General features: G+C 47.0%; 21 protein-coding genes and 1 tRNA gene. 8 read left to right on the top strand and 14 right to left on the bottom strand.

Features of this window, described 5'->3' with window-relative positions:
* Positions 1 to 162: 162 nt before the first annotated feature.
* Positions 163 to 633 (top strand): hypothetical protein, encoded by a 471-nt coding sequence (locus FCL48_RS08890; RefSeq protein ID WP_136871911.1) that lies wholly within the window; start codon positions 163 to 165, stop codon positions 631 to 633.
* A 131-nt stretch (positions 634 to 764) separates the two neighbouring features.
* On the opposite strand, the gene fdhF is transcribed toward FCL48_RS08890, so the two are convergent.
* From fdhF to FCL48_RS08820, 13 genes are all read right to left on the bottom strand, one after another.
* Positions 765 to 2,855 carry a formate dehydrogenase subunit alpha gene (gene fdhF / locus FCL48_RS08885; RefSeq protein ID WP_136871910.1) on the bottom strand — a complete coding sequence of 697 codons (2,091 nt, stop codon included), beginning with the start codon at positions 2,853 to 2,855 and terminating at the stop codon, positions 765 to 767.
* Positions 2,856 to 2,931: 76 nt separating this feature from the next.
* Positions 2,932 to 3,729 (bottom strand): 4Fe-4S binding protein, encoded by a 798-nt coding sequence (locus tag FCL48_RS08880; protein ID WP_136871909.1) that lies wholly within the window; start codon positions 3,727 to 3,729, stop codon positions 2,932 to 2,934.
* Positions 3,730 to 3,739: 10 nt separating this feature from the next.
* The gene (locus tag FCL48_RS25185; RefSeq protein WP_371418671.1) at positions 3,740 to 4,216 is read right to left on the bottom strand and encodes a hydrogenase iron-sulfur subunit; all 477 of its coding nucleotides are present in this window, start codon (positions 4,214 to 4,216) and stop codon (positions 3,740 to 3,742) included.
* Between the two features lie 23 nt (positions 4,217 to 4,239).
* Positions 4,240 to 7,290 carry an FAD-dependent oxidoreductase gene (locus FCL48_RS08870; protein ID WP_371418673.1) on the bottom strand — a complete coding sequence of 1,017 codons (3,051 nt, stop codon included), beginning with the start codon at positions 7,288 to 7,290 and terminating at the stop codon, positions 4,240 to 4,242.
* A 68-nt stretch (positions 7,291 to 7,358) separates the two neighbouring features.
* Complete coding sequence (locus FCL48_RS08860) at positions 7,359 to 8,564, bottom strand: sensor histidine kinase (RefSeq protein ID WP_136871907.1); 1,206 nt, start codon at positions 8,562 to 8,564, stop codon at positions 7,359 to 7,361.
* Between the two features lie 161 nt (positions 8,565 to 8,725).
* Positions 8,726 to 9,403, bottom strand: a complete 678-nt coding sequence (locus FCL48_RS08855; RefSeq protein ID WP_136871906.1) for a response regulator — start codon at positions 9,401 to 9,403, stop codon at positions 8,726 to 8,728.
* A gap of 275 nt (positions 9,404 to 9,678) precedes the next feature.
* A complete protein-coding gene (locus FCL48_RS08850; protein ID WP_136871905.1) occupies positions 9,679 to 11,073 on the bottom strand; it encodes a sigma-54 dependent transcriptional regulator in 1,395 nt (464 codons plus the stop codon).
* Positions 11,074 to 11,273: 200 nt separating this feature from the next.
* Complete coding sequence (gene lpxC, locus FCL48_RS08845; RefSeq protein WP_136871904.1) at positions 11,274 to 12,602, bottom strand: UDP-3-O-acyl-N-acetylglucosamine deacetylase; 1,329 nt, start codon at positions 12,600 to 12,602, stop codon at positions 11,274 to 11,276.
* A 202-nt stretch (positions 12,603 to 12,804) separates the two neighbouring features.
* On the bottom strand, positions 12,805 to 13,287 hold the full coding sequence (locus FCL48_RS08840) for a DUF4442 domain-containing protein (RefSeq protein WP_136871903.1): 483 nt from the start codon (positions 13,285 to 13,287) through the stop codon (positions 12,805 to 12,807).
* A 42-nt stretch (positions 13,288 to 13,329) separates the two neighbouring features.
* Positions 13,330 to 14,169 (bottom strand): metal ABC transporter permease, encoded by an 840-nt coding sequence (locus FCL48_RS08835; RefSeq protein ID WP_136871902.1) that lies wholly within the window; start codon positions 14,167 to 14,169, stop codon positions 13,330 to 13,332.
* The gene (locus tag FCL48_RS08830) at positions 14,166 to 14,957 is read right to left on the bottom strand and encodes a metal ABC transporter ATP-binding protein (protein WP_240744793.1); all 792 of its coding nucleotides are present in this window, start codon (positions 14,955 to 14,957) and stop codon (positions 14,166 to 14,168) included. Before FCL48_RS08830 ends, FCL48_RS08835 begins: the two co-directional genes overlap by 4 nt.
* A complete protein-coding gene (locus FCL48_RS08825; protein ID WP_240744792.1) occupies positions 14,954 to 15,949 on the bottom strand; it encodes a metal ABC transporter solute-binding protein, Zn/Mn family in 996 nt (331 codons plus the stop codon). Before FCL48_RS08825 ends, FCL48_RS08830 begins: the two co-directional genes overlap by 4 nt.
* A 224-nt stretch (positions 15,950 to 16,173) precedes the next feature.
* The gene (locus FCL48_RS08820; RefSeq protein WP_136871900.1) at positions 16,174 to 17,292 is read right to left on the bottom strand and encodes a DUF2786 domain-containing protein; all 1,119 of its coding nucleotides are present in this window, start codon (positions 17,290 to 17,292) and stop codon (positions 16,174 to 16,176) included.
* A gap of 294 nt (positions 17,293 to 17,586) precedes the next feature.
* Here FCL48_RS08820 and FCL48_RS08815 point away from each other — a divergent pair, with 294 nt between their 5' ends.
* From FCL48_RS08815 to FCL48_RS08805, 3 genes are all read left to right on the top strand, one after another.
* Positions 17,587 to 18,396 (top strand): M48 family metallopeptidase, encoded by an 810-nt coding sequence (locus FCL48_RS08815; RefSeq protein ID WP_136871899.1) that lies wholly within the window; start codon positions 17,587 to 17,589, stop codon positions 18,394 to 18,396.
* Between the two features lie 22 nt (positions 18,397 to 18,418).
* Complete coding sequence (locus FCL48_RS08810) at positions 18,419 to 19,720, top strand: CBS domain-containing protein (RefSeq protein WP_136871898.1); 1,302 nt, start codon at positions 18,419 to 18,421, stop codon at positions 19,718 to 19,720.
* A gap of 87 nt (positions 19,721 to 19,807) precedes the next feature.
* Positions 19,808 to 19,882, top strand: a tRNA-Gly gene (locus tag FCL48_RS08805).
* 177 nt (positions 19,883 to 20,059) lie between these two features.
* On the opposite strand, the gene lon is transcribed toward FCL48_RS08805, so the two are convergent.
* Positions 20,060 to 22,501: an endopeptidase La gene (gene lon, locus FCL48_RS08800; protein WP_136871897.1), complete on the bottom strand. Its 2,442-nt coding sequence runs from the start codon at positions 22,499 to 22,501 to the stop codon at positions 20,060 to 20,062.
* Between the two features lie 337 nt (positions 22,502 to 22,838).
* Here lon and FCL48_RS08795 point away from each other — a divergent pair, with 337 nt between their 5' ends.
* From FCL48_RS08795 to FCL48_RS08780, 4 genes are all read left to right on the top strand, one after another.
* Positions 22,839 to 23,024, top strand: coding sequence for a hypothetical protein (locus tag FCL48_RS08795; RefSeq protein ID WP_136871896.1), 186 nt, complete (start codon positions 22,839 to 22,841; stop codon positions 23,022 to 23,024).
* A gap of 37 nt (positions 23,025 to 23,061) precedes the next feature.
* Positions 23,062 to 23,727, top strand: coding sequence for a nitroreductase (locus FCL48_RS08790; protein WP_136871895.1), 666 nt, complete (start codon positions 23,062 to 23,064; stop codon positions 23,725 to 23,727).
* Between the two features lie 112 nt (positions 23,728 to 23,839).
* A complete protein-coding gene (locus FCL48_RS08785; protein ID WP_136871894.1) occupies positions 23,840 to 24,328 on the top strand; it encodes a ferritin family protein in 489 nt (162 codons plus the stop codon).
* 57 nt (positions 24,329 to 24,385) lie between these two features.
* Positions 24,386 to 24,865, top strand: coding sequence for a DUF3124 domain-containing protein (locus FCL48_RS08780; protein ID WP_136871893.1), 480 nt, complete (start codon positions 24,386 to 24,388; stop codon positions 24,863 to 24,865).
* Positions 24,866 to 24,917 lie beyond the last annotated feature (52 nt).

Here is a 24,917-nt window from a genome sequence, read left to right as displayed (position 1 = left end):
TAACGCTCTTGCCTTCGGTTCGTATTTATGTTCTGTAGTGAAACAGGCACAGGACTCACACACAGGGACGTTTACACCTTCTTTCAATATGCCATTGAGAGCGGGCACTGGCTGCCCAACATTATGGCACCCTTATATGAATAGCTTCATTATAGGAAAACAATGAAATTACCAAAACAGTTAGAGACAGAAAACCTCGAAGCAGGCATCAGAGCGGCACTGGAAAAAGAGAGCATTGAGCTATGTGCTGATTCGAGCATCTCTATTCCTGTTTTACATCTCAATCCGGAGTTGCAAAGACAAATTTTCTCTGCGAAATCTCTTGGCGAACTGGTTGTTGGTTCCCGAGCGGTTGAAAAAACTTTAGAAAATGAACTGCGTGGCCTGCAAAATGTCAATAACCAGAGTGACCGCGTATCAAGGTTGTTGATTGTAACAAATGACGGATCTCCCCGCTTTTACCGCCAATTAGAATTTCTTCATAAGAATCAGGGCGAGAGGGTTTTGATTTGCAGGCTTGATATTGATTCCACCTTGATGGGAGATATCCTCGGCCTTAAAGACAAACAGGTGAAAGCAATTCTACTAAATAGAAAGGACTCCGTGGTAAATGTGCTGAAAAGTCTGCTTTAAGCCGGGATACCATTGCTGGCAGGTGGGCTGAACTTTTTTGAGGTGTCCATCTGAGTAAATCTAATAAAGACGATAAGGGAATTTCAGCTGAAATATATCAGATAAAATTCCCTTATCAAATATTGAAACAATTACGAGACAGCCTCGACCTCGGCTTCTACCTGGGCTTCTGCGGGAGCTTCCACCTTGTATTTCTTAACACTTACAGCAGACACCTTGAACTCCGGAATCTTGGCCAGAGGATCGAAGGCCTCGGAGCTCGTCAGGATATTGGCAGCGTTTTCCCCAAAATGAATGGGCAGAAACAGGGTCCCCGGCTCAACACTTGTCGTCAGACGTGCTGGGACATCCAACTCACCCCGCCGTGAGCAGATGGTGAGCAGTTCCCCTTCTTTCACATCCATCTTTCTGGCATCTCTTGGATTGATTTCCACGTAACCATCTTCCTGTTCGATATCGAGATGTGGGGATACCCGGGTCATCGTTCCAGTATGAAAATGGGCAAACATCCGACCGGTTGTAAGAGAAAACGGATATTCTGTATCCGGCTGTTCAGCAGGAAGCTGATAGGCTACGGCATGAAATTTGCCCAGGCCCCGGGAAAACGTATCCTTGTGCATATAAACCGTACCAGGGTGGTCCTCGCTGGGGCAAGGCCACTGCAGCCCATCATAGCCCAGACGTTTATAAGTCATTCCCGCATAGCTCGGCGTGAGAGCGGTGAGCTCGTCAAAGATCTCCTCAGTATTTTTATAATGCATTGGATAGCCCATGGCGGTCCCCAGCCGGGCAATAATATCCCAGTCCGGCAGGGTATCCCCAAGGGGTGGAATGGCCTGATCGTATTTCATGCAGCGGCGTTCTGTATTGGTGACTGTTCCCTCTTTTTCTGCAAGAGCTGCGGCCGAAAAAACCACATCTGCCACCTGCGCTGTTTCTGAGAGAAACAGATCCTGGACGACCAGGAACTCAAGCTCCTGGAGGGCGTGATTGAGGTGATTCCAGTCCGGATCGCTCAGTTTCGGATTTTCTCCGATAACATACAGGCCTTTGATTTTTCCTTCGAGAATCCCTGGAATCATATCGGTAATGGTCATCCCAGGCTTTTCGTTTAAGGTACATCCCCAGGCCTCTGAGAACTTTGCCCGGGCCTTTTCATCGGTCACCGGCTGATACCCGGTAAATACATTGGGCAACCCTCCCATGTCGCAGGCACCCTGCACATTATTCTGGCCCCGCAGCGGGTTAACACCACCACCCGGAATACCGACATTGCCACAGAGCATGGCAAGATTACAGCACGACTTAACGTTATCAACGCCTGTAACATGCTGGGTTATCCCCATGGCATACAGTAAGGATGCGGCCCCCGCAGTTCCATAGGCCTCGGCCATACGATAAAGATCTTCCTCACTCACCCCCGTTGCCAGGGCAGTTATCTCAGGTGTCGCTTTTTCTATTTCAGCAGCAAACTCCTCGTATCCCTCCGTCCGCTTACTGATATAGTCCTTGTCATGCCAGCCATTTTTAATGATGATATGCATCATCCCATTTAAGAGCGCAACATCGGAGCCCAGCTTGTGGCGGATGGCCACATCGGCAAACCGACTCAACTGTATTCCCCTTGGGTCGGCTACAATGAGCTTGGCTCCCTTTTCCTTGGCCCGCATCACCCTTCTTGAGACCAGTGGGTGATTGGCCGTCGTGTTTGAACCGATAATAAAGATGCAATTTGACTTCTCAATACCATCGATGGAGTTGGTCATGGCTCCGGATCCGAATGCGGCGGCAAGACCTGCCACCGTAGAGGAGTGTCAGAGCCGGGCGCAATGGTCGACGTTGTTGGTCCCAAAAACCGCCCGGGCCAGTTTCTGGGCCAGGTAATTTTCCTCATTGGACATCTTGGCGGAAACCAGAACACCAATGCTGTCAGGACCATATTTTTCGATAATATCTTTAAACCTGTCAGCTGTGATCTGGATGGCCTCGTCCCAACTGGTATTGATGAAACGGCCGAAGGTTTTCACCAGCGGCTTTTTCAGCCGCATCGGGCTATTGATATGCTCATGAAGATTCCAGCCCTTGATACAAAGCTTTCCCCCACTGACAGGGTGAGATTTCATTGGGATGGTACTGATGAGTTTGCCATCTATTGTTTCAAACAGCACTCCGCAACCTGTACCACAGTAGGAGCAGATTGAGGGAACGAACGTGCATTTCATGAGATATTCTCCTTACCGGTTATCCTTACTGGTAACCTGTCAACTGATCTGGTCTCACATTTTTTACGAAGGTTTATCACATCGGCTTCAGAGACAATGACACCTTCTCCCCGAGAAGAGACAGGGGCGACTGCTCGCTACTCTCACCGGTGTTATAATCAAAAACATTTTTTACGATTTCGCCTACCTTGCGATAGAGCAGCCGTAGAGGAATATCCATAGGACAGGCATCCTCACACAGCCCACAGTCGATACACCGTCCTGCCATGTGAGCGGCTCGCACCAGATGAAAGATTGGAATCTGCGGCGGCAGCCTTCCAGGGCCAATCAAGTCCTTGTGCTCCAGGGTGCATTCGGCGCAAAAGCAGACCGGACAGATGTTCCGGCAACCGTAGCACTTGAGGCATTTCTGAAATTCATACATCCAGCGGACATTTTTCTCCTGATCAGAAAAATCGTCTGCCTTCTCTATGTCCATAAGGTTATCGATACCTACCTGCACTTTATAAGACGATGTCTGCTCGCCGCTCATATAGCTGCAGTCCGCCTGGGGTTTTATCGGCGAAGGGCAACAGTTAACATTTAAGGCAAAGATCTTGTCCTTATCAAGCTGGTGCCAGATCGTCAGGACATTTATCGCCCTCTGATTGCAGTCCCGTGCCAATAGGCCAATTTTGAGTTCAGGATCTCTTTTGGCCAGATGGGTGGCAATCTTTTCAAGACTATACCGCGTTCTGCTGACAAGCAGATGCTCCACGTCATCAATCTCTTCCTTAGTAAAGCAATGGGGCAACGGATGACCGCAATTCATCCTGTAACCAAGAAACAGATCAACCGTCCCGTCTTCCAACCACTCTTTGACTTTTCTCTTCATTGTTTCTTCCTTATAAAACAGCAGCTTCCGGCTCCAGATTCATCAAAAGAGCCTCTGTTTCCGGTGCAGTCAGTGTATTGGTAAACTGGCTGGGCCCCATATCCTTGATCTTTTCTGTAAAATTTGTGATGGTGTCCGCAAATTTCTGGGCCTCTGCTGAAGAGATCCACTCCAGGTGCAACCGTCCTTCGATTCCAACAAAGTTCAGTAATTCCTGGAGAAATCGCATCCGTTTAATGGTCATGTAATTACCATACAGGTAATGGCAGTCGCCGACGTGTCAGCCACCGACCAGTATCCCGTCAGCCCCTTCCTGGAAGGCTTTTAGTATATGATGTGCTGATATAGTTGCTGAACACATCACCCGGATAAGACGTACATTTGCCGGGTACTGCATGCGGCTGACGCCTGCAAGGTCGGCGGCACCATAGGCGCACCAGTTGCAGACAAAGGCGATTATTTTGGGTTGAAATTCCTGACTTGTCACAATTTTCTCCTTTGACTGTTTTCTCATGAGCACAAGGCCATCTTTATCTCGGCATACAGCTGTTCATTATTGAACCCCATCAACATCGGGGCCTCCGACGGACAGGCAGCCGCGCAGGCGCCACATCCTTTACAGAGGGCAGCATTGACTTCAGCAACCCGTAATCCGACGTTGTAACTTATCGCACCGTATGGACAGACATTGATACAACCATGACAGCCACAGCAGAGTTCAGGGTTAATACGGCTCACCACTCCGCCAACCATGATCTGATCCCGCGTCAGCACCGTCAAGGCCCGTGAGGTAGCCGCAAGTGCCTGGGAAACACTTTCCTCTATTGGCTTAGGGTAATGGGCCATACCACAGAGGAAAACACCTTCTGTTGCAAACTCCACTGGTCGCAGTTTCTGGTGGGCTTCCAGAAGCCAGCCGTCTTTATCCATGGGCACCTTGAAAAACTGAGCCAGGGATTCGTCATGGTATGACTCAATAGCTGCGGCCAGGCAGACCAGATCGGCACGCACAGAGATATTTCCGTCCAGAACCGGATCATGAAAAAGCACCTCAAGATGCTGGCCATCACGGATGACCACAGGCTTTTTCTCTGGCTCGTATTTACTGAAAATGATTCCTTTTTTTCTCGCCTCAAGATAGAGGCTCTCACGCTGACCGTAGGTTCTGATGTCCCGGTACAATACAAAAATACGAGCATCTGGATTCATTTCCTGCAGGGCAAGCGCATTCTTTATCGTATGGGTACAGCAGACCTTGGAACAGTACGGTCTGTTTGCGTCACGGGAACCGACACATTGAATAAAGAGGATGTTGTCTGCATTGCGCAGTTTGTGGTCATTGGTGCGAATCATGGCATCCAGTTCAAGATTGGTCACCACACCGCTATGCTCCCCGTAAAGGTATTCGGCAGGTCTTGATTCCTTTGCCCCTGTGGCAACTATTGCAACCCCATGTTCGATAGTGAAAGGTGTGTCGTCTTCCACTATCTCTGTTTTGAAATTACCCACAAAACCTTCTACGTGCTTGATGGAAGTCGAGAGGTGGACGTTAATTCGCTCGTCTGCTCTGATATCACTGAGAAGTTTTTCCAGCTTATCGCCGACGGGCTCACCCTGCCAGGTGTTATTGAGGAGTCTGGCATTGCCCCCCAGGACATCCTTTTTTTCTACCAGATGTACGGGAAAACCCTGGCGCGCCAGAGTAAGGGCTGAGATCATACCGGTCAATCCACCACCTATGACAAGGGCTGAACGATTCACTCCCAAAGGCTGTTGGGCAAGGGGTGACGACAAGCGAACTTTGGCAACCGCCATTCGTACCAGATCTTTCGCTTTTGCTGTCGCCAGATCCGGCTCGCCCGAATGAACCCAGGAATCCTGATTACGGATGTTTGCCATCTCTACCAGGTATTTATTGAGTCCCGCATTAATAAGTGTCTGCTGAAACAGGCCTTCATGGGTTCTGGGAGTACAGGCCGCAATGACCACCCTGTTGAGCCCCTGATCGATAATAACCTGGGTCATCTTATCCTGAATATCCTGAGAGCAGCTGAACAGATTTTCTTCCACATACACAACGTCCGGCAGGGTCGCTGCATATTGTGCCACCTCAGGAACCCGAACTATACCGCCGATATTTATCCCACAGTTACAGACAAACACCCCGATCCTGGCCTTCTGTCGTTCAATGTTCCGTTCCTGGGGCGCTTCCTCATGGCGAATGAGACTGCCTCTTGAAGATGCCAGGTCAACCGTTGCAGCACAGGCTGCAGCGCTTGCCTCCATCACGGACTGGGGAATATCTTTTGGTCCTGTAAGTACCCCGCAGGCATATATTCCATCTACGCTGGTTGAAACGGGAGAAAAACTACTTGCTTTGACAAAGTTGTCGTCGCCAAGGGTTATACCGAGCCTCTTTGCAAGATCCACCGTAGATGCGTTAATCACAAGACCGGTAGAGAGTACGACCATATCATAGATCTCTTCGCGGATTGAGCCGTTTTCCTCAACATAGCGCAGGATCAGATTATCACTGTCATTGTCCCGTTGTATAGTGTGCACCCTCGTATTGACAAAGCGAACGCCATTTTTTTTGCCATTTTCATAATAGCGGTCAAAATCTTTTCCCTGGGTACGCATATCCATGTAAAAAATGGCGCAATCAAGCGGAACACTGCTATGGTCCTTGGCCATGAAGGCCTGTTTGACCGCGTACATACAACAAACGGAGGAACAATAGTTATGACCGGAACGGTTGATATCACGGGACCCGACACACTGCAGCCAGGCAATTTTAACCGGTGGACGCCCTTCGTCTTTGGGCTTTTTCTTTGATGACGGACGGAGTAAATGTCCCTGATAGGGACCTGTAGCCGACAGAATACGCTCGAACTCAAGAGAAGTAACGACATCATCGCAGGTGGTATAGTTGTAGTAATCAAGCGAGGACGGGTCGTAGGAGTCAAAACCTGTGGCCAGTATCACACTCCCGACCTTGATTTCGACAAGTTTTTCCGTGTCTTTGAAATTGATCGCCCCTGCAGGACAGTTTTTCTCACAGGCGCCGCATTTTCCCTTGGTAAGAAAGATGCACTGGCTGGCATCAATGGCGTATTTCAGCGGCACCGCCTGGGAATACGGGACGTATATCGCTTTTCGTTTTTCAAGGCCCTCGTTATACAAGTCATCGACTTTTTTAGGACATTTTTCTGCGCACAGTCCGCAGGCTATACACTTGTCCACATCCACATAGCGGGGATGCTGCAGAAGTTCAACGGTAAAATCACCCTGCTTTCCGGAGACGGAATGTACTTCTGACAAGGTAAGAAGTTCGATATTAATATGCCGGCCGACCTCGACCAGTTTCGGTGAAATAATTCACATCGAACAGTCGTTAGTGGGGAAGGTCTTATCCAACTGAGCCATCACCCCACCGATTGCCGGTGATCTCTCCACGAGATAGACGTAAAAACCTGAATCGGCCATATCCAGGGCAGCCTGCATCCCGGCAATACCGCCTCCGACGACCATGACAGAACCCTGTTGTTGTGTTTTTTTCATTATTTTATTCATAAAAACATTCCTTCGTTCGGTTCTCTATTGTTTCGGCGGTTGAGGAAAACGAAATATTAATTGTAGGGGAGCGTAACCACAAAGGTGGTCCCTTTCCCTATTTTACTGGTTACCTGGATATCGCCGCCGTGGTTGTGCACAATATTGTGACAAATGGCAAGACCAAGGCCAGTACCATCCTGTTTCGTCGTAAAAAATGGATCAAAGATAGTTTCCATAAGATCCTTGCTGATACCATTACCGGTGTCGGAGACAGCAACAAAGGCCTGATGGAGCGGTGTCTCACCTGTTTTAACCGTAATCTCTCCCTTCTCACCAATGGCCTGGATGGCATTATACAAAAGGTTGACAAAGACCTGTTCAAGCTGGTTACTATCCAGAAGAAGAGGATTCAGATCTTCTGACATGGCATGGTTGATTTTGATATAACGAAGCTGGGTTTCATTCTCCACAAGCTTAATGGCCTTTGTGACGATGTCATTTAAATCATGTATCTTTTTCTCAGGAGACGGATTTCTTGAAAATTCCAACAACCCTTCGACAATGTTCTTGCACCGGGTTGTCTCATCTATGATGATCTGCAAGCCTTCTTCAAATGGATCACCCTTTGTGGTTTTTTTGATCATGCTGGTGCTAAAGAGCATAATACCGGTGAGTGGATTGTTGATTTCATGGGCTATGCCCGCTGCCATACGGCCAAGTGAAGACATCTTCTCAAGCTGTGCTGCCATATGAAAGTAGTGGGTTCGCTGGTTCTCATAAAGCCGAACCCGCTCAATGATGCAGGCACACTGCTCAGCGACGGTGAGAAGAAAATCGAGTTGATCGTCTGAATGCTCCCTTTTTTCCGGGAGATATATTCGGATCAGCCCGATCATTTTTGCACGAATAGAGAGCGGTACATCAAGCATCATCCGAACACCTTCGTCCCATGCCTGCTGCGGATATTCAACCCGGGGCGCACTCCAGATATCTGTTATCTCATGTACCCTTGACTGACACCCCGGCTCGAACAGGATCTTCTTCTTACTGACCGGTCCTTTTTTGAGGTAATTTTCACCAATTCCATGGGCTGCGGCTACCTCAAACTGATCCGTTTCCGGGTTCAACAGTCGAAGCAGCGCCCCCTTGGCATGTAATACTTCCGAAGCTTTTTGGACGACCAGATCAAGCACTTCATCCAGATGATCGTGAGAATGCATCGTACGTATAATGTCCCGGAAAATCTGGAAAAACGCTCTATAATCAGTCGCAACATTCATTTACAACTCCCTTTATCACACGATATTTAGGACACAACCAACACCGTCCAATAAACAATGAAATGACTTTTACTGGAACCCGGCCCGCCAAAAACCGTTGGAAAGCCCCCTGTCACCACCTCAATATAATGGGATAGCAGCTACAAAAGTCCTCTCAAACATTAAAGCTGCCAATCTTTTTTCTGGGTACGTTCAAAGACATACTTCAGCTGTTTTTGGGTGAGCTCTCCCACGTTTTTATTAATCCAGTCCAGATCCCCGTTTACAATGGCTTCTTTGGCTTCATCGGAAAGAGCATATTCCGAGAGTGCCTCAGCTCCTTTCTTCGTGAGGTCGTAACAGAAAAGTTGGTCTTCATTGGTCCGATCGAGAACCTGCAGAACCTCCTTTTTCTGGATAAGCCGGTCTGTTTCAGAAATAGAATGGACATATGCATCTCGGTGGCCTTCTCTCTGTTGCAGAGTCGATTTAACGGACTTGAGGATCTGCTGCTCACTAAAAGGTTTGGGAAGGAAATCGGCGACACCGTTATGCATTGCATCAACGGCAACCGAGGTACTGACAAAGCCGGTAATCACAATAATTTTGGTGTCAGGAGAGTGGTGACGCACCTGCTTAATGACGTCAAGGCCGTTCATGTCAGGGAGTCTGATATCAGCAATCAACAGATCGAAGTCCTCTTCCTTAAAGGCATCGATTGCTGACTGGCCATCACCCGCCACCCGGACGCTATACTCCTCATCCCCGAGGACAGTTGCTAAGCCTCTTGCAATGTTAAGATCATCTTCCATGACCAGAATACGTGTTACATTTACTACCTGTGCCTGTGTCTGTGGCATGCCTCATCCTCCTGAATTTGATTTTATACAAACTGAAAAATCGAAGAATTACAGGCTTGATAACGCAAAGAACATGCCACTAACAGAACGAGATACAGCAGTAAAAAAATACTCCATAAAGTCGGAATGTTACAAGATAGGCAAAAGATATTTGAAGAGACCAGACCTATGAAACAGGAAGGGACAAGAAATGACAGAAATCAACAATAAATATGATTTCAATACGTTACAGGCGTATATTTAAATATACATATGTATGAGTAATTATACGCTCATCAGCTATGGGAGATATTGTGCTTTTTCACGAGAGTCGAGAAATTCGAGCGCTGCATGCCCACTCGTTTCGCCGCCTTGCTGATATTACCGCTTGAAGCGATCAGGGCTTTTTGCAGCAAGCTCTTTTCCACCGGGTTGTATTGGGTATCCAGCAGATGTTGCTTGTATGCCTTAAGTTCGGCCAAGGTTGCTGGCATGGTATCTTCAGCCTCATGATGGCGGGCATCGAGATGGCCGTGCAGACTGGAGCTGTCCACCAATTGCTCGTCGACCATAATAACCAGCCGCTCCACCACATTCTTTAATTGCCTTACATTGCCGGGCCACGGATAGTTAATAAGTGTCTCGAGTGCACCGTCGGAAAAGCCATCCAGAGGCTTGTTGTTTTTTTTGCAAAACTGCTTGAGAAAATGGTAGGCGAGCTTGGGTATATCCTCCTTTCGTTGCCGTAAAGGAGGAAGATCAATAGGGAAAACATTAAGGCGGTAGTAAAGATCTGGCCTGAAAGAACCATCGAGCATCTTGTTTTCAAGATCCTGATTTGAGGCGGCGATTATACGGATATCGGTTTTCTTGATACTACGGCCACCCACCGGCTTGTATTGGCCATACTCGAGGACACGAAGCAGTTTTGCCTGAATATTGAGATCAAGATTTGCCACTTCGTCGAGAAACAGGGTACTACCGTTTGCAGCCTCAAAAATGCCCTGTTTATCCCTATCAGCACCTGTAAATGCCCCCTTGACATGTCCAAAAAGCTCACTTTCCAGCAGCGATGTTGAAAAAGCACTGCAGTCAATAGCTATAAACGGTTTTTCGGCTCGCCCGCTTCTGGCATGAAGGGCTCCGGCAAAGAGTTCTTTACCGGTACCACTTTCCCCGTTGATCAGAACCGTGGTATCCGTAGGGGCCACTTTTTTGATCGCTTCAAATACCGGGAGAATGGCGGGACTGTCACCGACGATATTATTAAACTCAAAACGCTGAAACAGCTGTTGACGTAAGTGCAGGTTATCATGTCGAAGCTGGACGTTTTTGAGTGCCTTGGTAACGGCCTGGCTCAGTTCTTCGGTGCTGAACGGCTTTTCAAGATAATCAAAAGCCCCTTTTTTCATCGCCTTGACGGTCTGCTGGACAGTGGAAAAACCTGTCATCATGATGACATGGAGCTCCGGGAAATCCTGATGGATTTCATTGAGCAGTTCCATCCCGTCATAATCAGGCAGCCTTATATCCAGGAGAACAAGGTCATATTCACCCTCCTGCAGACGCTTTCTCCCATCGGTGGCCGTTCCGCACCAGCTGGGATTATGACCAAGATCCTTGCAGATCATTGCACACCCCTGGCCAATGGCTGGTTCGTCGTCAATGATCAAAAGATTTGCTTTGCGCATTCCCTTCTCTGCCAATTATATCATTGGTGATTTGCATAATGAAAAACGATTTATGCTCTCAATCGACCCTGTACAGTACTGCTTCAAGGAAAAGATGTCAAAAGCTCATGCCGGTTATGCTGTTAACAATAACAGGTGTATCAAGACATGGTCCATCATCTTGCAATATTGCAGATCAAGCTGCTGTAAAACTTTACATACTATGCTGCGGAACTGTTCTGGATTGCCTGGTACAGATGCTCAACGAGGACCTGATTGTAACCGTGGGAAGTCATGTTGGCGGTGATCCTTCCTCTGATGGGATAGCCCAACAAATAGAGATCACCAATGAGATCCAGGATCTTGTGGCGCACGAATTCATCAGAGTAGCGGAGCTCCGTATTAATGACCTTGCCTTCATGCATTATGATATGGGAATTGAGATATCCACTCCCCACCTTCCCAAGTCTCTGGGCCATCTCAATGTTTTCAAAGGTGTTAAACGACCTTGCTGGTGCAATTTCTTCTGCAAAGGACCCTTTTTCAGGATTAAAAGTAAAGATCTGTTCGCCTATGGGCTGGGGATAATCAACTCTCATCTCTATTTCAAAGCCGTCAAAAGGCTCCGCATAAAGATACTTTTCCTGGCTTTCTTCTTTTCCTATTCCTATTTTTTTGCGAATAACCGCTACCTTGGCTGGCGCATGCTGATCCACGATGCCTGCCTGAGCAATGAGGTCATTGAAGTCTTTGGCGGAGCCGTCAATGTTTGGTATCTCCTTATCCACCTTGATAAGCACATTGGTTATGCCATATATCGAAAACGTCGCCATAAGGTGTTCAACAGTACGAACCTGCTGTCTGCCGTTTTCCAGGGTGGTTGAGTTGGCCGAGAATATTTTCGTTGGATCGGTTTTGGAAAAGTTTTCCAGAGATGTTATATGTCCTGGAATAATCTGTCCATCCAGGGTCTGGAAGACGATGCCTTCATTTACCCCAAGAGGGCTGAGGATAATCCCGGTGTTTCGGCCACTCAAAAGTCCGAAACCGTTTAAGACGATATTTTCGCCAATGGTACGCTGGGGCTCCGCAGAAACGACGACATCCACGGTACCTGTGGGGATGGAGCATTCAGGATTGATCGCATCAATTCCAAGATCTGCGGCTATACCGGAACCGTTTTTCACGGGTCGATATTTGACAGCGGAATCCACTTTATCAAGCAAAACTTCAAGATGGAGCGGTTTTTCCATAAAGTCATAGGCACCGGCTTTAATGGCTGTCACGGCTGTTTCGATTCCGGCATGTCCGCTCATCATAATAACAGGTAGTGTCGGGAACCGGCTCTGCAGGCGTTTGAGAAGTTCCAGACCATCTACACCAGGGAGCCAGATATCCAGCAAAACGAGGGAGGGTTCCTGGGTATCGAGGCTCTGCCAGAAACTTTCTGCATCCTGAAAAACGACAGCCTTGTATCCTTCGTCTGACAGGATACCCGAAATTGTGGAACAGATGTTGGGTTGATCGTCTACTATACAAATTGGATTCATATCTTTTGGGTCCGGAATATGTGTTAAAATCACTGTTCAGCGGTCTATGATACGCGATTTTACAAGACTCTGCTGTGAAGATTTTTATCATAGTCGTATTTGGTGATCATTTTCTTATTGCTCCGCAACAACTCTCGAAGAAGGGAGTGAAGAAAAACCGTGAAAAATGCAATTCTTAAGGCTCTACAAAGCGTCTCTTCGTCTACTGTTTGACTGCGGACTGTTTTTTACGAATATAAATGGTTTTGTGCACACGGGCGACGGGATGATTTGTCGTATCAACAATATCAACACGAAATTTCTCCATCACTTTTTCTCCCGACTCAGCAGCTGTGCGAATACGTTGCAGCCTCTCTTCATCAAGAAGAAAATTTGCTGTCACCTTTGTCCTGCCCGGTTGAAAATAATTGATTTTCGATGAGCTGTCCCAGACAACGTAGTCTTTTCCGAGATTAGCCATAAGCATCAGCATGAAGAAAGGGTCCGTCATCGAGTATAAACTGCCACCGAAATGGCTATGTACATAGTTCTTGTTATACCAGCGCAATTTCATCCCAACCTGGATATTGCGCCAGTCATGAGCAATATCCTCAACCCAAACAGAAGCTCCAAGGTAAGGAGGCCAACTGTTCATTATCAGACGAAAAAGCCATGGATGAGCCATGGGATTGAACTTTTTAAACATACGTTGTAACTCTCCTGGTATCAGTTCACATCGCCGAAACGATTATTCATGGGCCTTCAGCCAGAGGCGTTTCTTTCTCATCGAAACCATTTTATCAACAAAAAGGGAAAGAAAAAATCCGGCACCCGCAACAAAGATAATTGCAGCCCCGGAAGTAAGATCATACCTGTAAGCACCCCATAGACCTGCAGCAATAAATCCCATACCCAAAAGACAGGAGAGCATCATCATCTGTAGCAGGGACTTTGTGTATTTTTCAGCAATATAGGGAGGTATGGTCAGCAAGGCAATAACCAGAATCAGCCCTACCACCTGGACGACGATAACCACCGTCACGGCAACCGTACCAATGAGCATAAAGTAGAGCCTGCGAACAGCAACGCCCCGAACCTGCGCGAATTCCTCATCATAGGACATCGCGAGCAGGTCATCGTAGAAGAAAAAAATCAGAAGCAATATTGCAGCTGTGAGACCTCCCATGGAGATCAGCTCAGAGCCGGGTACGCTAAGAATGGAGCCAAAAAGATAACTCATAAGATCGACGTTATAGCCAGGCGTCATGTCAAGAAGCAGTATACCCGTAGCCATGCCCACCGACCACATAACACCAATGATTGTATCCGCGCGCTGTTTTGACTTCAGGGAAACGGCGGCCATCACCATGGAAGAGGCAAAGGCAAAACTGGTCGCCCCGAGCATATACGGCCAACCCATAAAAAAGGCGAGGCCGATTCCACCATAGGCGCTGTGAGCAATACCACCAGATAAAAAAACCAGCCGATTGACCACAATCAGGGTACCAACCACACCACAGATGATGCTTGCCAGCAGGCCGGCCAACAGGGCATTGCGGATAAACTCGAACTGTAATGCATCAATCATGCTCTTCCTCCTGAACTATCTGGTATCCCTTTGGAGATGACACCAACGGGACATATTTCTTCAACAGAACAGGAATAAAATGCATCGAGAACTTCTCCGGAGGAGCCAAAGGATTGATGGTAGTGCATACGCCTGTTAAGACAGGCTATAGATTTTACATATTTTGAAACAACCAGAAGGTCGTGGCTTACCATCAAAATCGTCTGTTCCTTATTCAGTTCAACGAGCAGTTCATAAAACTCTGTCTGCCCCTTGGTATCTATGGATGCCGTGGGCTCGTCAAGCACCAGAAGTTTTGGATGGGAGACCAATGCCCTCGCAATCAGTACCCTCTGCCGCTGTCCGCCCGACAGAGCAATTATCTTTCGATCAGCGCAATCCGCGATCCCCAGTTTTGCAAGAGTTTCACGGGCATCTTCTTTTTCTGCTGCCGTATTGCCAAAACGAAACCTTCGCCCTGGTTTATGGGTACCCATGAGTACAACATCAAGGGCTGTCGCCGGAAAACTCAAATTATGGTTAACATGCTGGGGAACATAGCCAATCGCCGAAGCGCCAGAACGCGTCCTGGTGTTTTCTTTGATGGTTATCGTCCCCCTGGTTGGTTTTAACAAACCAAGAATCAGCTTCAGCAGTGTTGTTTTCCCGCCACCATTTGGTCCGATAATAGCAATAAAGTCGCCCTTATTCACCGTCAGGTTAATGTCATGCAGAATATCAATTCCATCATTGGAATAACAAAGATTGGAGATCTCCACGATGGGCTCGGCAATACTTACAATATTCATTGTATAGCATCCCTGAATTTTTCGGCCACGCTCTTCATATTATCCAGCCAGTTTTCCGCAAGGGGATCTACGGTTATAACCTCCCCGTCTATTTCACGAGCCACCAGTGCGGCACTCTTGGTTGAGAATTGCGGTTGGGCGAAAATCACCTGTATCCCCTCTTTTCTTGCAAAAAGAATCAACTCTTTTAACTGGGAGGATTTAGGCCCTTTTCCCTCAATCTCAATGGGAACCTGCACAAGCTGATAATTGTGGGCAAAATAGCCCCACGAGGGATGAAAAACCATAAAACGATAGCCCTTTTTCCCAGCGAGAATCTGACGGAGCTCTTTATCCAGTTTCACAAGACGTGCCTGGAAAGCTTTGTGATTTGCATCAAAAAAAGTGGCCTGATCAGGGAGCAGTTCTGTAAGAGATGCTGCAATAATTGCTGCCTGCCGTTGAACCAGTAGCGGAGAAAGCCAGATATGTGGATCAAGCCCTTCTTCATGGAGGTAGGCCTCTTCTTTGTCCCCTTTGTCCACCTGATCCTTATGCCCATCGTGGTCTTCATGTCCCTCGTGGACACCATGATCTTCATCCCCGTGGAGGTGTTTTTCCATGCTCAGTTTTTCAATTCCCTGATCTGTTCTGACAATCTGCATTTGAGGATTGACACCCGCAATCCGGTCCAGCCAGGCCCTCTCAAAGGGAACTCCAATGGCAAAATAGATTGCACAGGAAGCGAGCTGTTTCATCTGGGATACTTTCGGCTCATAGGTCGCAGGACTGGCACCCGGCTTCACCATCACCTCAACCTTCACAAGATCCCCCGCTATCTGTTCAACAAAATATTTCTGGGGCAGGATACTGACAAAGACTGTTGGCTTATCTTCTGCAACGGAGGTTGCAACAGAACCTGCAAGAAAGAAACAGACAAAAAGCACCGTAAAACTGGCTCTTATTTTTTCTCCAAAAAATCTATGTAACGGGTGTTGTGTTATATGGAACAAAATCCTTCCTCCAAAATTCATGAAATATCTCAACGAATACGATGTTTATAAAGTGCAGTCCAATTATATTGCACCATCGTGCTTTTGCAATAGCTGATGGCCCTGTAAAATACTCCATCTCCTCCAATGCAGATCTGAATTGAACTTTTGCCTGAGTCCATCTCAATGCTCATGGTAACTTTTTCGGGTGTTATCACCGTTAAAAACTCTTATATGGCCAGGCTTTATTCAAGAAAACGGTTTTTTTTGCCTCTTCCCTGGGTAACACCTTCTGTCAGGCGAAGAGATCGTCCAGCCTGCATTCCCTCCTGATAGACCCTCCGATCTACGGTCGAGCGTCTCGAAGATGTTTTCCTCAGCCTTGGAAAATGGGACCGAACGAAGGTATCCAGTCGCCTGTCTTCAACGACCAAAAGCTCCCTGTGCTCAGCACTGGCTCCAGGAGCTCTCGCTCCCCCGCGGTTTTGTTCCTGTAATTTTTCCCAAAACCCGAGGACCACCCCAAGGTAAAAGCTGTTCTTCTGGGTGCGGCCGGAGCTTGTATTTTGCAACCGATACTCCTGCCATAACAGAGCCAGCCGGTTTTCCAGAAAATGGCAGCAGTACTCTGCTATGGCAACATTCTCGCTGGTTCCCAAAAGTTCGATGGCCTTTTGCACCTCATTTGTCGCAGGCTTATAGGTCTCAGACAAAACCACCCGAACAAAAAAGAAATCCTGCAGTATTCTGCAGATATGCCTTTGATAGGTGGCAACCTGCTTTTTTCCGATTTCTATCAGGCATACCACGTAGGCGGAATGTTCCGAGGAGACCAACTGCTGCAGGTGGTATTTTTCAATGAGCAGGCTGGCTTTTTTCAATGCTGCTTCGGCCTCATGTACGTTGGAAGATTCTCCCAGGGCCAGCAATTTTTCAATCCTGACGAGAACCTTTTGCCCTTCACTCATTTTGTTCTCAGTCCCCGTCAGCTTGGCCAGAACTTCGGCAGTTAGGATCCTGCAGCCCCTGTATTGAGGTAAAACACCTAAAAGTGCGCAGGCCGCCTGAAAACCATCTCCATGAGCGTCAGTTTGCCCCAGGACCTCAGAAGAATATTGATGTGCCATTTCATGTTTCAACACCTGAAGGGTCACAGACCAGGGATAGGACATGATCAGATATTCGCTCATGCGAAGACTTCTCGTCGCAGCACACCAGCTCCCCAACTGCTTTTTTCCCTCGGAAATTTCAAAGATTGGAGGGTCTAACGGCAATCTATAATCCAGACAGATCTGATCGTATTCCTCCCGGAGTCGGGTCAGCCAGAATTTTTTAAGAACAGCAGGGTTACATGTTGTCTTCATTGTTAATACTCGCGAATAATATGATACGATGAGGGTAAAAACCTGTTCCTTTACTTCTGTCACATCAACTTCTAAGGCTGCCTTCAGATTTTCCTGTTTGGGATAAAAATCTCAAGCCTGAAACATCGACTCTTTTTACTCCATACTGACTTGATATTCCCCAAACCACCGGTATACTAAGTATGAGTGACGAAATAGCATAAAAAAGAATGGGTCAAAATGGCCAGTTCAGCCGTTATCGCCACTACCTTGACCCTACCATACAAGAAAAACAAGTTAACGGAAAAGTCTATAATGAAAAAGATACTGCTACTCATTTTGCTCTTAGCCCTTTCAGCCTGTGCAACGAGTCCGACAGGACGGTCACAACTCATGCTTGTTTCCCCTGAACAGGCAATTTCATCGTCCAAAGAAGCCTATGTCCAGACCCTCCAGCCACTGCAGGATGATGGAAAAATTGATAGTGATATCAAAGTCTCCAACAGAATACGCCTTATAACGGGAAGACTCATAGCCCAGGCGATCCTGCTCTATCCCGACACCAATGACTGGGAGTGGAGCGTTAAGGTGATCGACGACCCTGAAACCGTCAACGCCTGGTGCATGGCCGGGGGAAAGATGGCTATCTACACCGGTCTCATCGATAAAACCAAGGCCAGCGATGACGAACTCGCTCAGGTCATGGGACATGAAATCTCCCACGCTCTTGCCAACCATACCGCTGAGCGGATGTCCGTTGCCATGGCATCACAGGTCGGCCTCATGGGGCTCGCCCTCGCGGTAGGAGGCAACGAATATGGAAGCACCATACTGGCTGGCAGCACCGCTGCAGCGGCAGTGGCAATTACCCTCCCCAACAGCCGGACCTCAGAGGTTGAGGCGGACGAAATTGGTATAGAGCTTGCCGCGAGAGCCGGATACGACCCCAGGGCCGCCGCCAGTCTCTGGCAAAAAATGGGCGAAGTAGGAGGGGAGACTCCTCCACAATTTCTCTCTACTCACCCATCACCGGATAACCGTAGAGAAACCCTGACTGCGCTTGCAGATAAAGTCATGCCGTACTTCCTCGATAAATCTGAACGTCCCGTATACCAGCTCCAATAACCCCCTCACGACCCCAAAGACAATGCTCATTGCAACCACCCACAAAAATACAGATTTTGACGCTCTGGCCTCCGTTATTGGAGCAACACTGCTCTATCCTGGTTGCATTGGGGTTGTCCCGAAAATGACGAATAAAAATGTGGAGAGATTTCTTTCCACCCACAAAACAGCTTTTAATCTGGTCCTGCCCAACGAAATCGACCACAGTAAGGTAAAAAAACTTGTTGTGCTCGATACAGATCAGTGGCACAGGCTTGATCGTATGTCTCAGTTGCGACACAAGGAAGGTCTTGAAATTGACCTTTGGGACCACCATATGACCGGCAAAGGAGATATAGAGCCAACCTGGTCAACCAAAGAGCATATCGGCTCCACCGTCACCCTCCTGGTCAGGGAAATGAGAAGAAGAAACCTCAAACTTACCCCCCTTGACTCCACGGTAATGCTCATTGGCCTCTATGAAGATACAGGGCATCTTTCTTTTCCCTCAACTACCGCTGAAGATGCAATGGCGGCCGCCTTTCTTCTGGAAAACAAAGCAGATCTCAATGTCGCCAACTTCTTTCTCAACCCTCCCTACGAGGAAACCCATAAAGAAATTCTTTTTGAGATGATGAAGGCAACCGAAAAAAGAACAATAAACGGACATCCGGTGGGTTTTAATTGTGTGCAGCTTGATAAAAAGGTCCCCAATCTTGCTGCAGTTGTCGCCATGTACAGAAAAATCGTCAACGTCGACGCCCTGTTTGTAATTTTCATATCCGAAGACACCAACACGGTTATAGGTAGAAGCGGCGTTGAAAACATTCACGTAGGCGAGATAATGTTAAGCCTTGGCGGAGGAGGCCATGCCGGAGCCGGTTCTGCCACGATAAAAGCAGCAGAATGCACTGCAGATCTACTCAAGGAAAAAATAGTTTCTTTGCTGTCAGCAAACAAAGGTGAGACTGCTTCTATCTCGGATATCATGTCCTTTCCGGTCGTGACTGTTCCACCAGAGACAACCATGAGAGAAATTCAATCGATCATGGTCAGGGAAAAGATTCGCGGCATTCTGGTTATGGAAGACGATGAAATTCTCGGTATAACGGTTCTCTGGGATTTAAAGCGAATCAAAAAAGAGAGGCAGTGGGAGAGCCCGGTGAAGGCCTTCATGGCCCGTGATGTTATTACAATTACTCCGCTGACAAGCCCCACCATGGCCGCACGCATCATGATTGAAAACGATGTAGGATATCTTCCTGTGATAGAGGATAAAAAACCAATTGGCATTGTGACAAGAACAGATATTCTCACCTATTACTACGATCTGCTACCTGAGTAATACTCGAAGGCTAAAACAGGTCAAAAAAAATATTGACTTCCTTTTCTCTGTCTGCTAAAAAGCACATCCTCAGCTGCACAAAAATGAGCGGGAATAACTCAGTGGTAGAGTGCAACCTTGCCAAGGTTGACGTCGCGAGTTCGAATCTCGTTTCCCGCTCCATTTTTCCTTCCCAGTACTATCCTGTTTTGCTTTCCCTGTTCGAATTACACATCAGCTAAATGCAAGGTTTTTTCAGCCTTGATGATATTCTGCGTCCTGCGAAAAAAAAACATCCCCGCATGCATTTAAAGAAACAGATACACGAGGGGATGATTTCTGCAACTATATGTAGCGCTACTACTTATGAAAGCAGAGTTTTCGCACGTCCTCAAATGTTGAGACAAAATGCGCCGTGATTCCAGCTTTTATGTGGTCCGGCAAAAGTTCAAAATCCTCCTCATTATCCTTTGGCAATAGCACTTCTTTCACCTTCGCCCGTTTTGAGGCTATCATCTTTTCCTTTACTCCGCCAATGGGCATCACCATCCCGGTAAGGGTCAGTTCCCCTGTCATGGCCAGATTCGCTCTTACGGGCTTTCCAGTTACAGTTGAATAGAGTGAGCAGGCCATGGTAATACCCGCCGATGGGCCGTCTTTTGGGGTGGCACCCGCAGGGACATGGAGATGAATCATATTTTTATTAAAAAACTCAACGCCTTTTTTATCTCCCTGCATGATCGACCTGATATAACTATATGCAATTTCAGAGGATTCTACCATTACATTACCAAGCTGCCCGGTCTGCTTAAATCCAGCCTGTCCTGTTGGAATTGCGACCGATTCGATGTGCAGGGTCGCCCCGCCCATACTTGTGTAGGCAAGGCCGGTTATTACACCCACCCGTGGCTTTTTATAGGCCTGTTCCTCTGAAAAATAGCGTTTTCCAAGAAAATCCTTTAGCTCGGTCTTCTTGATCTGAATCTTCTCGTCAGGATTTTCAATAATTTTCTGCACGCTTTTTCTCAGGATCTTTTTCACACAGTTCTCAAGACCGCGTACCCCAGCCTCCCTGGCATAACCATCGACAATACTTGAGATAACCGTCTTAGGCAGGCTAATCTGTTTTGCCGTGAGACCATGGGCTTCCAACTGTTTGGGGATAAGATGGCGCCGTGCAATTTCCACCTTTTCTTCCAGAATGTAACCCGGCAGCTGAATAATTTCCATTCGGTCCATCAATGGCCCTGGAATAGTGTCGAGTTGGTTTGCCGTACAGATAAAAAAGATCTTTGACAGATCAAAGCGAACATCAAGATAATGATCAAGAAAATCCTTGTTCTGCTCAGGATCCAGCACTTCGAGGAGAGCAGAGGCGGGATCGCCATGAAAGCTTGCTCCGATTTTATCAATCTCGTCCAGCATAATGACGGGGTTGGCGGTTTTACAGGTTTTGATAGCCTGGACAAACTTCCCTGGCATTGCACCTATATAAGTTCTTCTATGCCCCTTGATCTCAGCCTCATCACGCATCCCACCCAGTGAAAACCGATAGAACTCACGACCAAGACTTGTTGCTACAGATCTACCGATGGATGTTTTCCCAACACCCGGTGGACCCTGGAGCAATAAAATGGTTCCAGAAAGATCCCCTTTAATGACACCCACGGAAATCAGCTCAAGAATCCTGTCTTTTACATCGGTGAGACCATAGTGGTCCCGATCAAGAATTTTCTTTGCTTTATCCCTGCTGTAACTGTCTTTGGAGTAGACACCCCAGGGGAGTATTGTCAGCCAGTCAAGGTAGGTCCGGGTGATATTAAATTCTGGAGACGATGAACCAAGAAGCCTCAGTTTTTCTATTTCCTCCTTTACCTTTCCCCTCGCTTCATCGGATAGGACCAGCTTTTTGAGACGGTTCTGATATTTTTCAATTTCCGCCTGGGTGTCATCTTTTGCCAGTCCCAGCTCTTTTTTTATCTCCTGAAGCTGCTGCTTGAGAAAAAACTCTCTCTGTTGCTTTGAAAGCTGTTCCTCAATTCTTTTGGATATCTTTGCCTTCAGCTTAGATATCTCCACTTCATTTTTAAGAAGAATCAGAACCTTTTCTAGACGTTTCTGAACTTCAATGGTTTCCAGAACTTTCTGAATGTCCGTTCCAGACGAGGTTGTCATGGACGCTGCAAAATCGGCAAGCGATCCCGGATCACTGAGATTAATTCTTTCGATGAGCAGGCTCAAACCTTCTTTAAAAAGAGGGTTGAGATTAACAAGTTCTTTAATGCAGTCTATAATAGCTACAGAATATGCCTTAAATTCGTCGCTATTTTTTTGAATTGTCTCATACCAGTAGCGCACCTTGGCTATAAAGACCGCCTTGTCTTTTTGCATGGCAATGACATCAAACCGCTCAAGCGCCTGCACGAGAATCTGTAAGGGCTCCCCCTGCTTAAACGGAGATACCTGGATCACCCGGACCACAACACCGACCTTAAAAAAATCTTCTGGCCTCGTTGCAGCATGGGCCATCCCATCATCTGCTGGTTTTTGGAGGATAAGACCAAAATACAGCGGGGTGTTCTGGTTCACATGCTTCATTACCGCCTGCTGCAGAACAACATCATCAACAATGATCGGCCCCATCATTTTGGGGAACATCGGCCTGTCATGAAGTGGTATGACCATCAACTTTTCAGGAAGAAGATCTTTTGCAATCATGAGCGATTTTTCAGAGCTCTGCTTCTCTTCGTCTCCTGGAGATTCAATTCCATCAGGGGTTAAAACCGTGGTTTCTTCAGCCATCCATACTCTCCTTATCGTTAAAAAATCTGGCAGCTTTAAAAGCTCGCCATATAGCTTTCATATATCCATCATCCCTTTCGGGGGTTATTCATTGCAGAGAAATGTTGAACTTCACCAAGCCTTCGAACCTTGGGTATGATTGATAGAGATAATCATTTGCATAAATGATAACACATCTTTTTTCAGACCAAACATATCTTTTTTCCTCACAGGCTACTGTATCACATCATTGCTCATAATGGTGCTTGATCTCTCTGCTTTGATAGTTATTTTCTTGTGCTAGTTGTTTCGGTCCACCTTTTTTGTACAAAACTAAACATTGTTCTGAGATGAAGCCATGAACATTACCATCCATACTGTGACACTGGAAGATGAGTTCCGAAGCTGTCCCCTGTGCGGCTATAACGATGGTTTTCACACCATGCTAAAACGTGACCAGGAACACAATGTTGTCCACTGGCTTTTTATATGTCCCGCCTGTCATGAAATTTTCGACATTCATCAAAAAAGTATAAGCCCATGAAAATTTATCTTGTTTGTACAGCTCAGAGGCATCATTTATGAATATTATTCGTGCCCTCGAAAATCGAAAATCTACCCGGGCCTTTCTTGACAAAGAAGTAAGTTCCGAGCAGATCCGACGCATACTCAACGCAGCCCGTCATGCTCCTTCTGGAACAAACGCCCAGCCATGGGAGGTCGCCGTTGTTAAAGGCAAGATGCGAAAACAACTCACCGAAGCCCTCGTCCATGCCTTTGAGGAAGGCGGCCTTGGAGAAATGGACTATCAATATTACCCGGTAACCTGGAAAGAACCTTTTAAAAAAAGGAGAGTTATCTGTGGGGCCCAGCTTTATTCTTCATTAAAGATCGAGCGTAGAGACAAGGTAAAACGGCTTGAGCAGTGGGTTGCCAATTATCGCGGCTTCGACGCTCCTGTGCTTTTCTTCTTTTTCCTCGACAGCGATATGGAAAAAGGCTCTTTTTTAGACTACGGGATGTTTCTCCAATCGATAATGCTTGCCGCTCTGGAAGAAGGTCTGGCCACCTGTGCCCAGGCTGCCCTGGGCCAATATCCTGAAATTATCAAAAAAAAACTAGGGTATGGGCCTGAATACACTCTTATCTGTGGGATGGCCCTTGGTTATGAAGACCAGAGCGCTCCTCAAAACAACTACCGCACTGAACGGGAGGAAATTGACGTTTTCACCAGATTCTTTGAATAAAAGACTGTCCTGTTTTTTCAAACACAGTACAATAAATCAAAGGCTTGCCGAAATAATGTAAATGAGTTGCGTTATCTCAGGCAGATAGAGCCATGAAAAGACGGAGGACTTTATGTTTACCTTTGGTGACATCAAAAATATAGCGATACAGATCGAACGAAATGGAGAAGACAGCTACCTGAGAGCAAGTAAAGTCTCCACAGATCCGAAAATAACGGAAATGCTGCTCTGGATGGCCGAGCAGGAGCGCAAACATGCATGTTGGTTCTCCAGCCTGCAGGGGACAAAAGAGCTCAACCCAGAACAGCAAGAGATGGAAAATGTAGGCCGCACCCTGCTCCAGGACATGGTGAAAGGAAACAGCTTTTTATTGGAAGAGGAGTCACTTGAAAAAAGTAAATCCGTAAAAGATGTCCTCAATATATCCATTTCCTTTGAAGAGGATACGGTTCTTTTTTACCAGTTTCTCCTGGACTTTCTCGACGACGATCAAGACCGGGAACAACTCGAGCGAATCATCAAAGAGGAACAGAGCCATATCGTCCAGCTGGAAAAAATGCTGGATCAGATCGATGAACCCTGCGATAAACTCTCCTGTTGAGCGTAAAACAAACGATTTTGTCAGAAACGATACAACAATTCTTTCCTAAATACGACTATGCGAAAAACATCCAGATTACTTTCACTGAGTGCACTGTTGTTCTGCTTTTATCTCTGTTTTTCTTCCCTCTGTCTGGCTGAACAGCCAAGTCGACTCTCACGGGGACAGGATATCTATATTCCTGCCTACTCACATATATACCACGGCAACAAGGAGTCCCCACTGCTCCTTTCCGTCACTCTCAGTATCCGTAACATCGATCCGAAAAACTCCATAGAGATTACCACAGTTGACTACTATGAGACCGAAGGTGCACTCGTTAAAAAGTATATTTCTAAGCCCCTCGCCCTCGGTCCCCTCGGCTCTGAACGTTTTGTCGTTCCCCAAAAAGATAATACCGGCGGCTCAGGGGCAAATTTCATCGTTACCTGGAAAGCTCTGGAACCAACCAACCCCCCCATAGTTGAAACGGTCATGATCGGTACTCAGTCACAACTGGGGATATCCTTTACTTCAAGGGGACAACCATTAGAATAGAAACAACAGCGGCATAAAACGTTATCACCCCGGAATACTGCTGGAACAGACC

The organism is Desulforhopalus sp. IMCC35007 (assembly GCF_005116575.1).
GTDB lineage: Bacteria > Desulfobacterota > Desulfobulbia > Desulfobulbales > Desulfocapsaceae > Desulforhopalus_A.
This window is presented reverse-complemented; position numbering and strand designations above follow the sequence as displayed.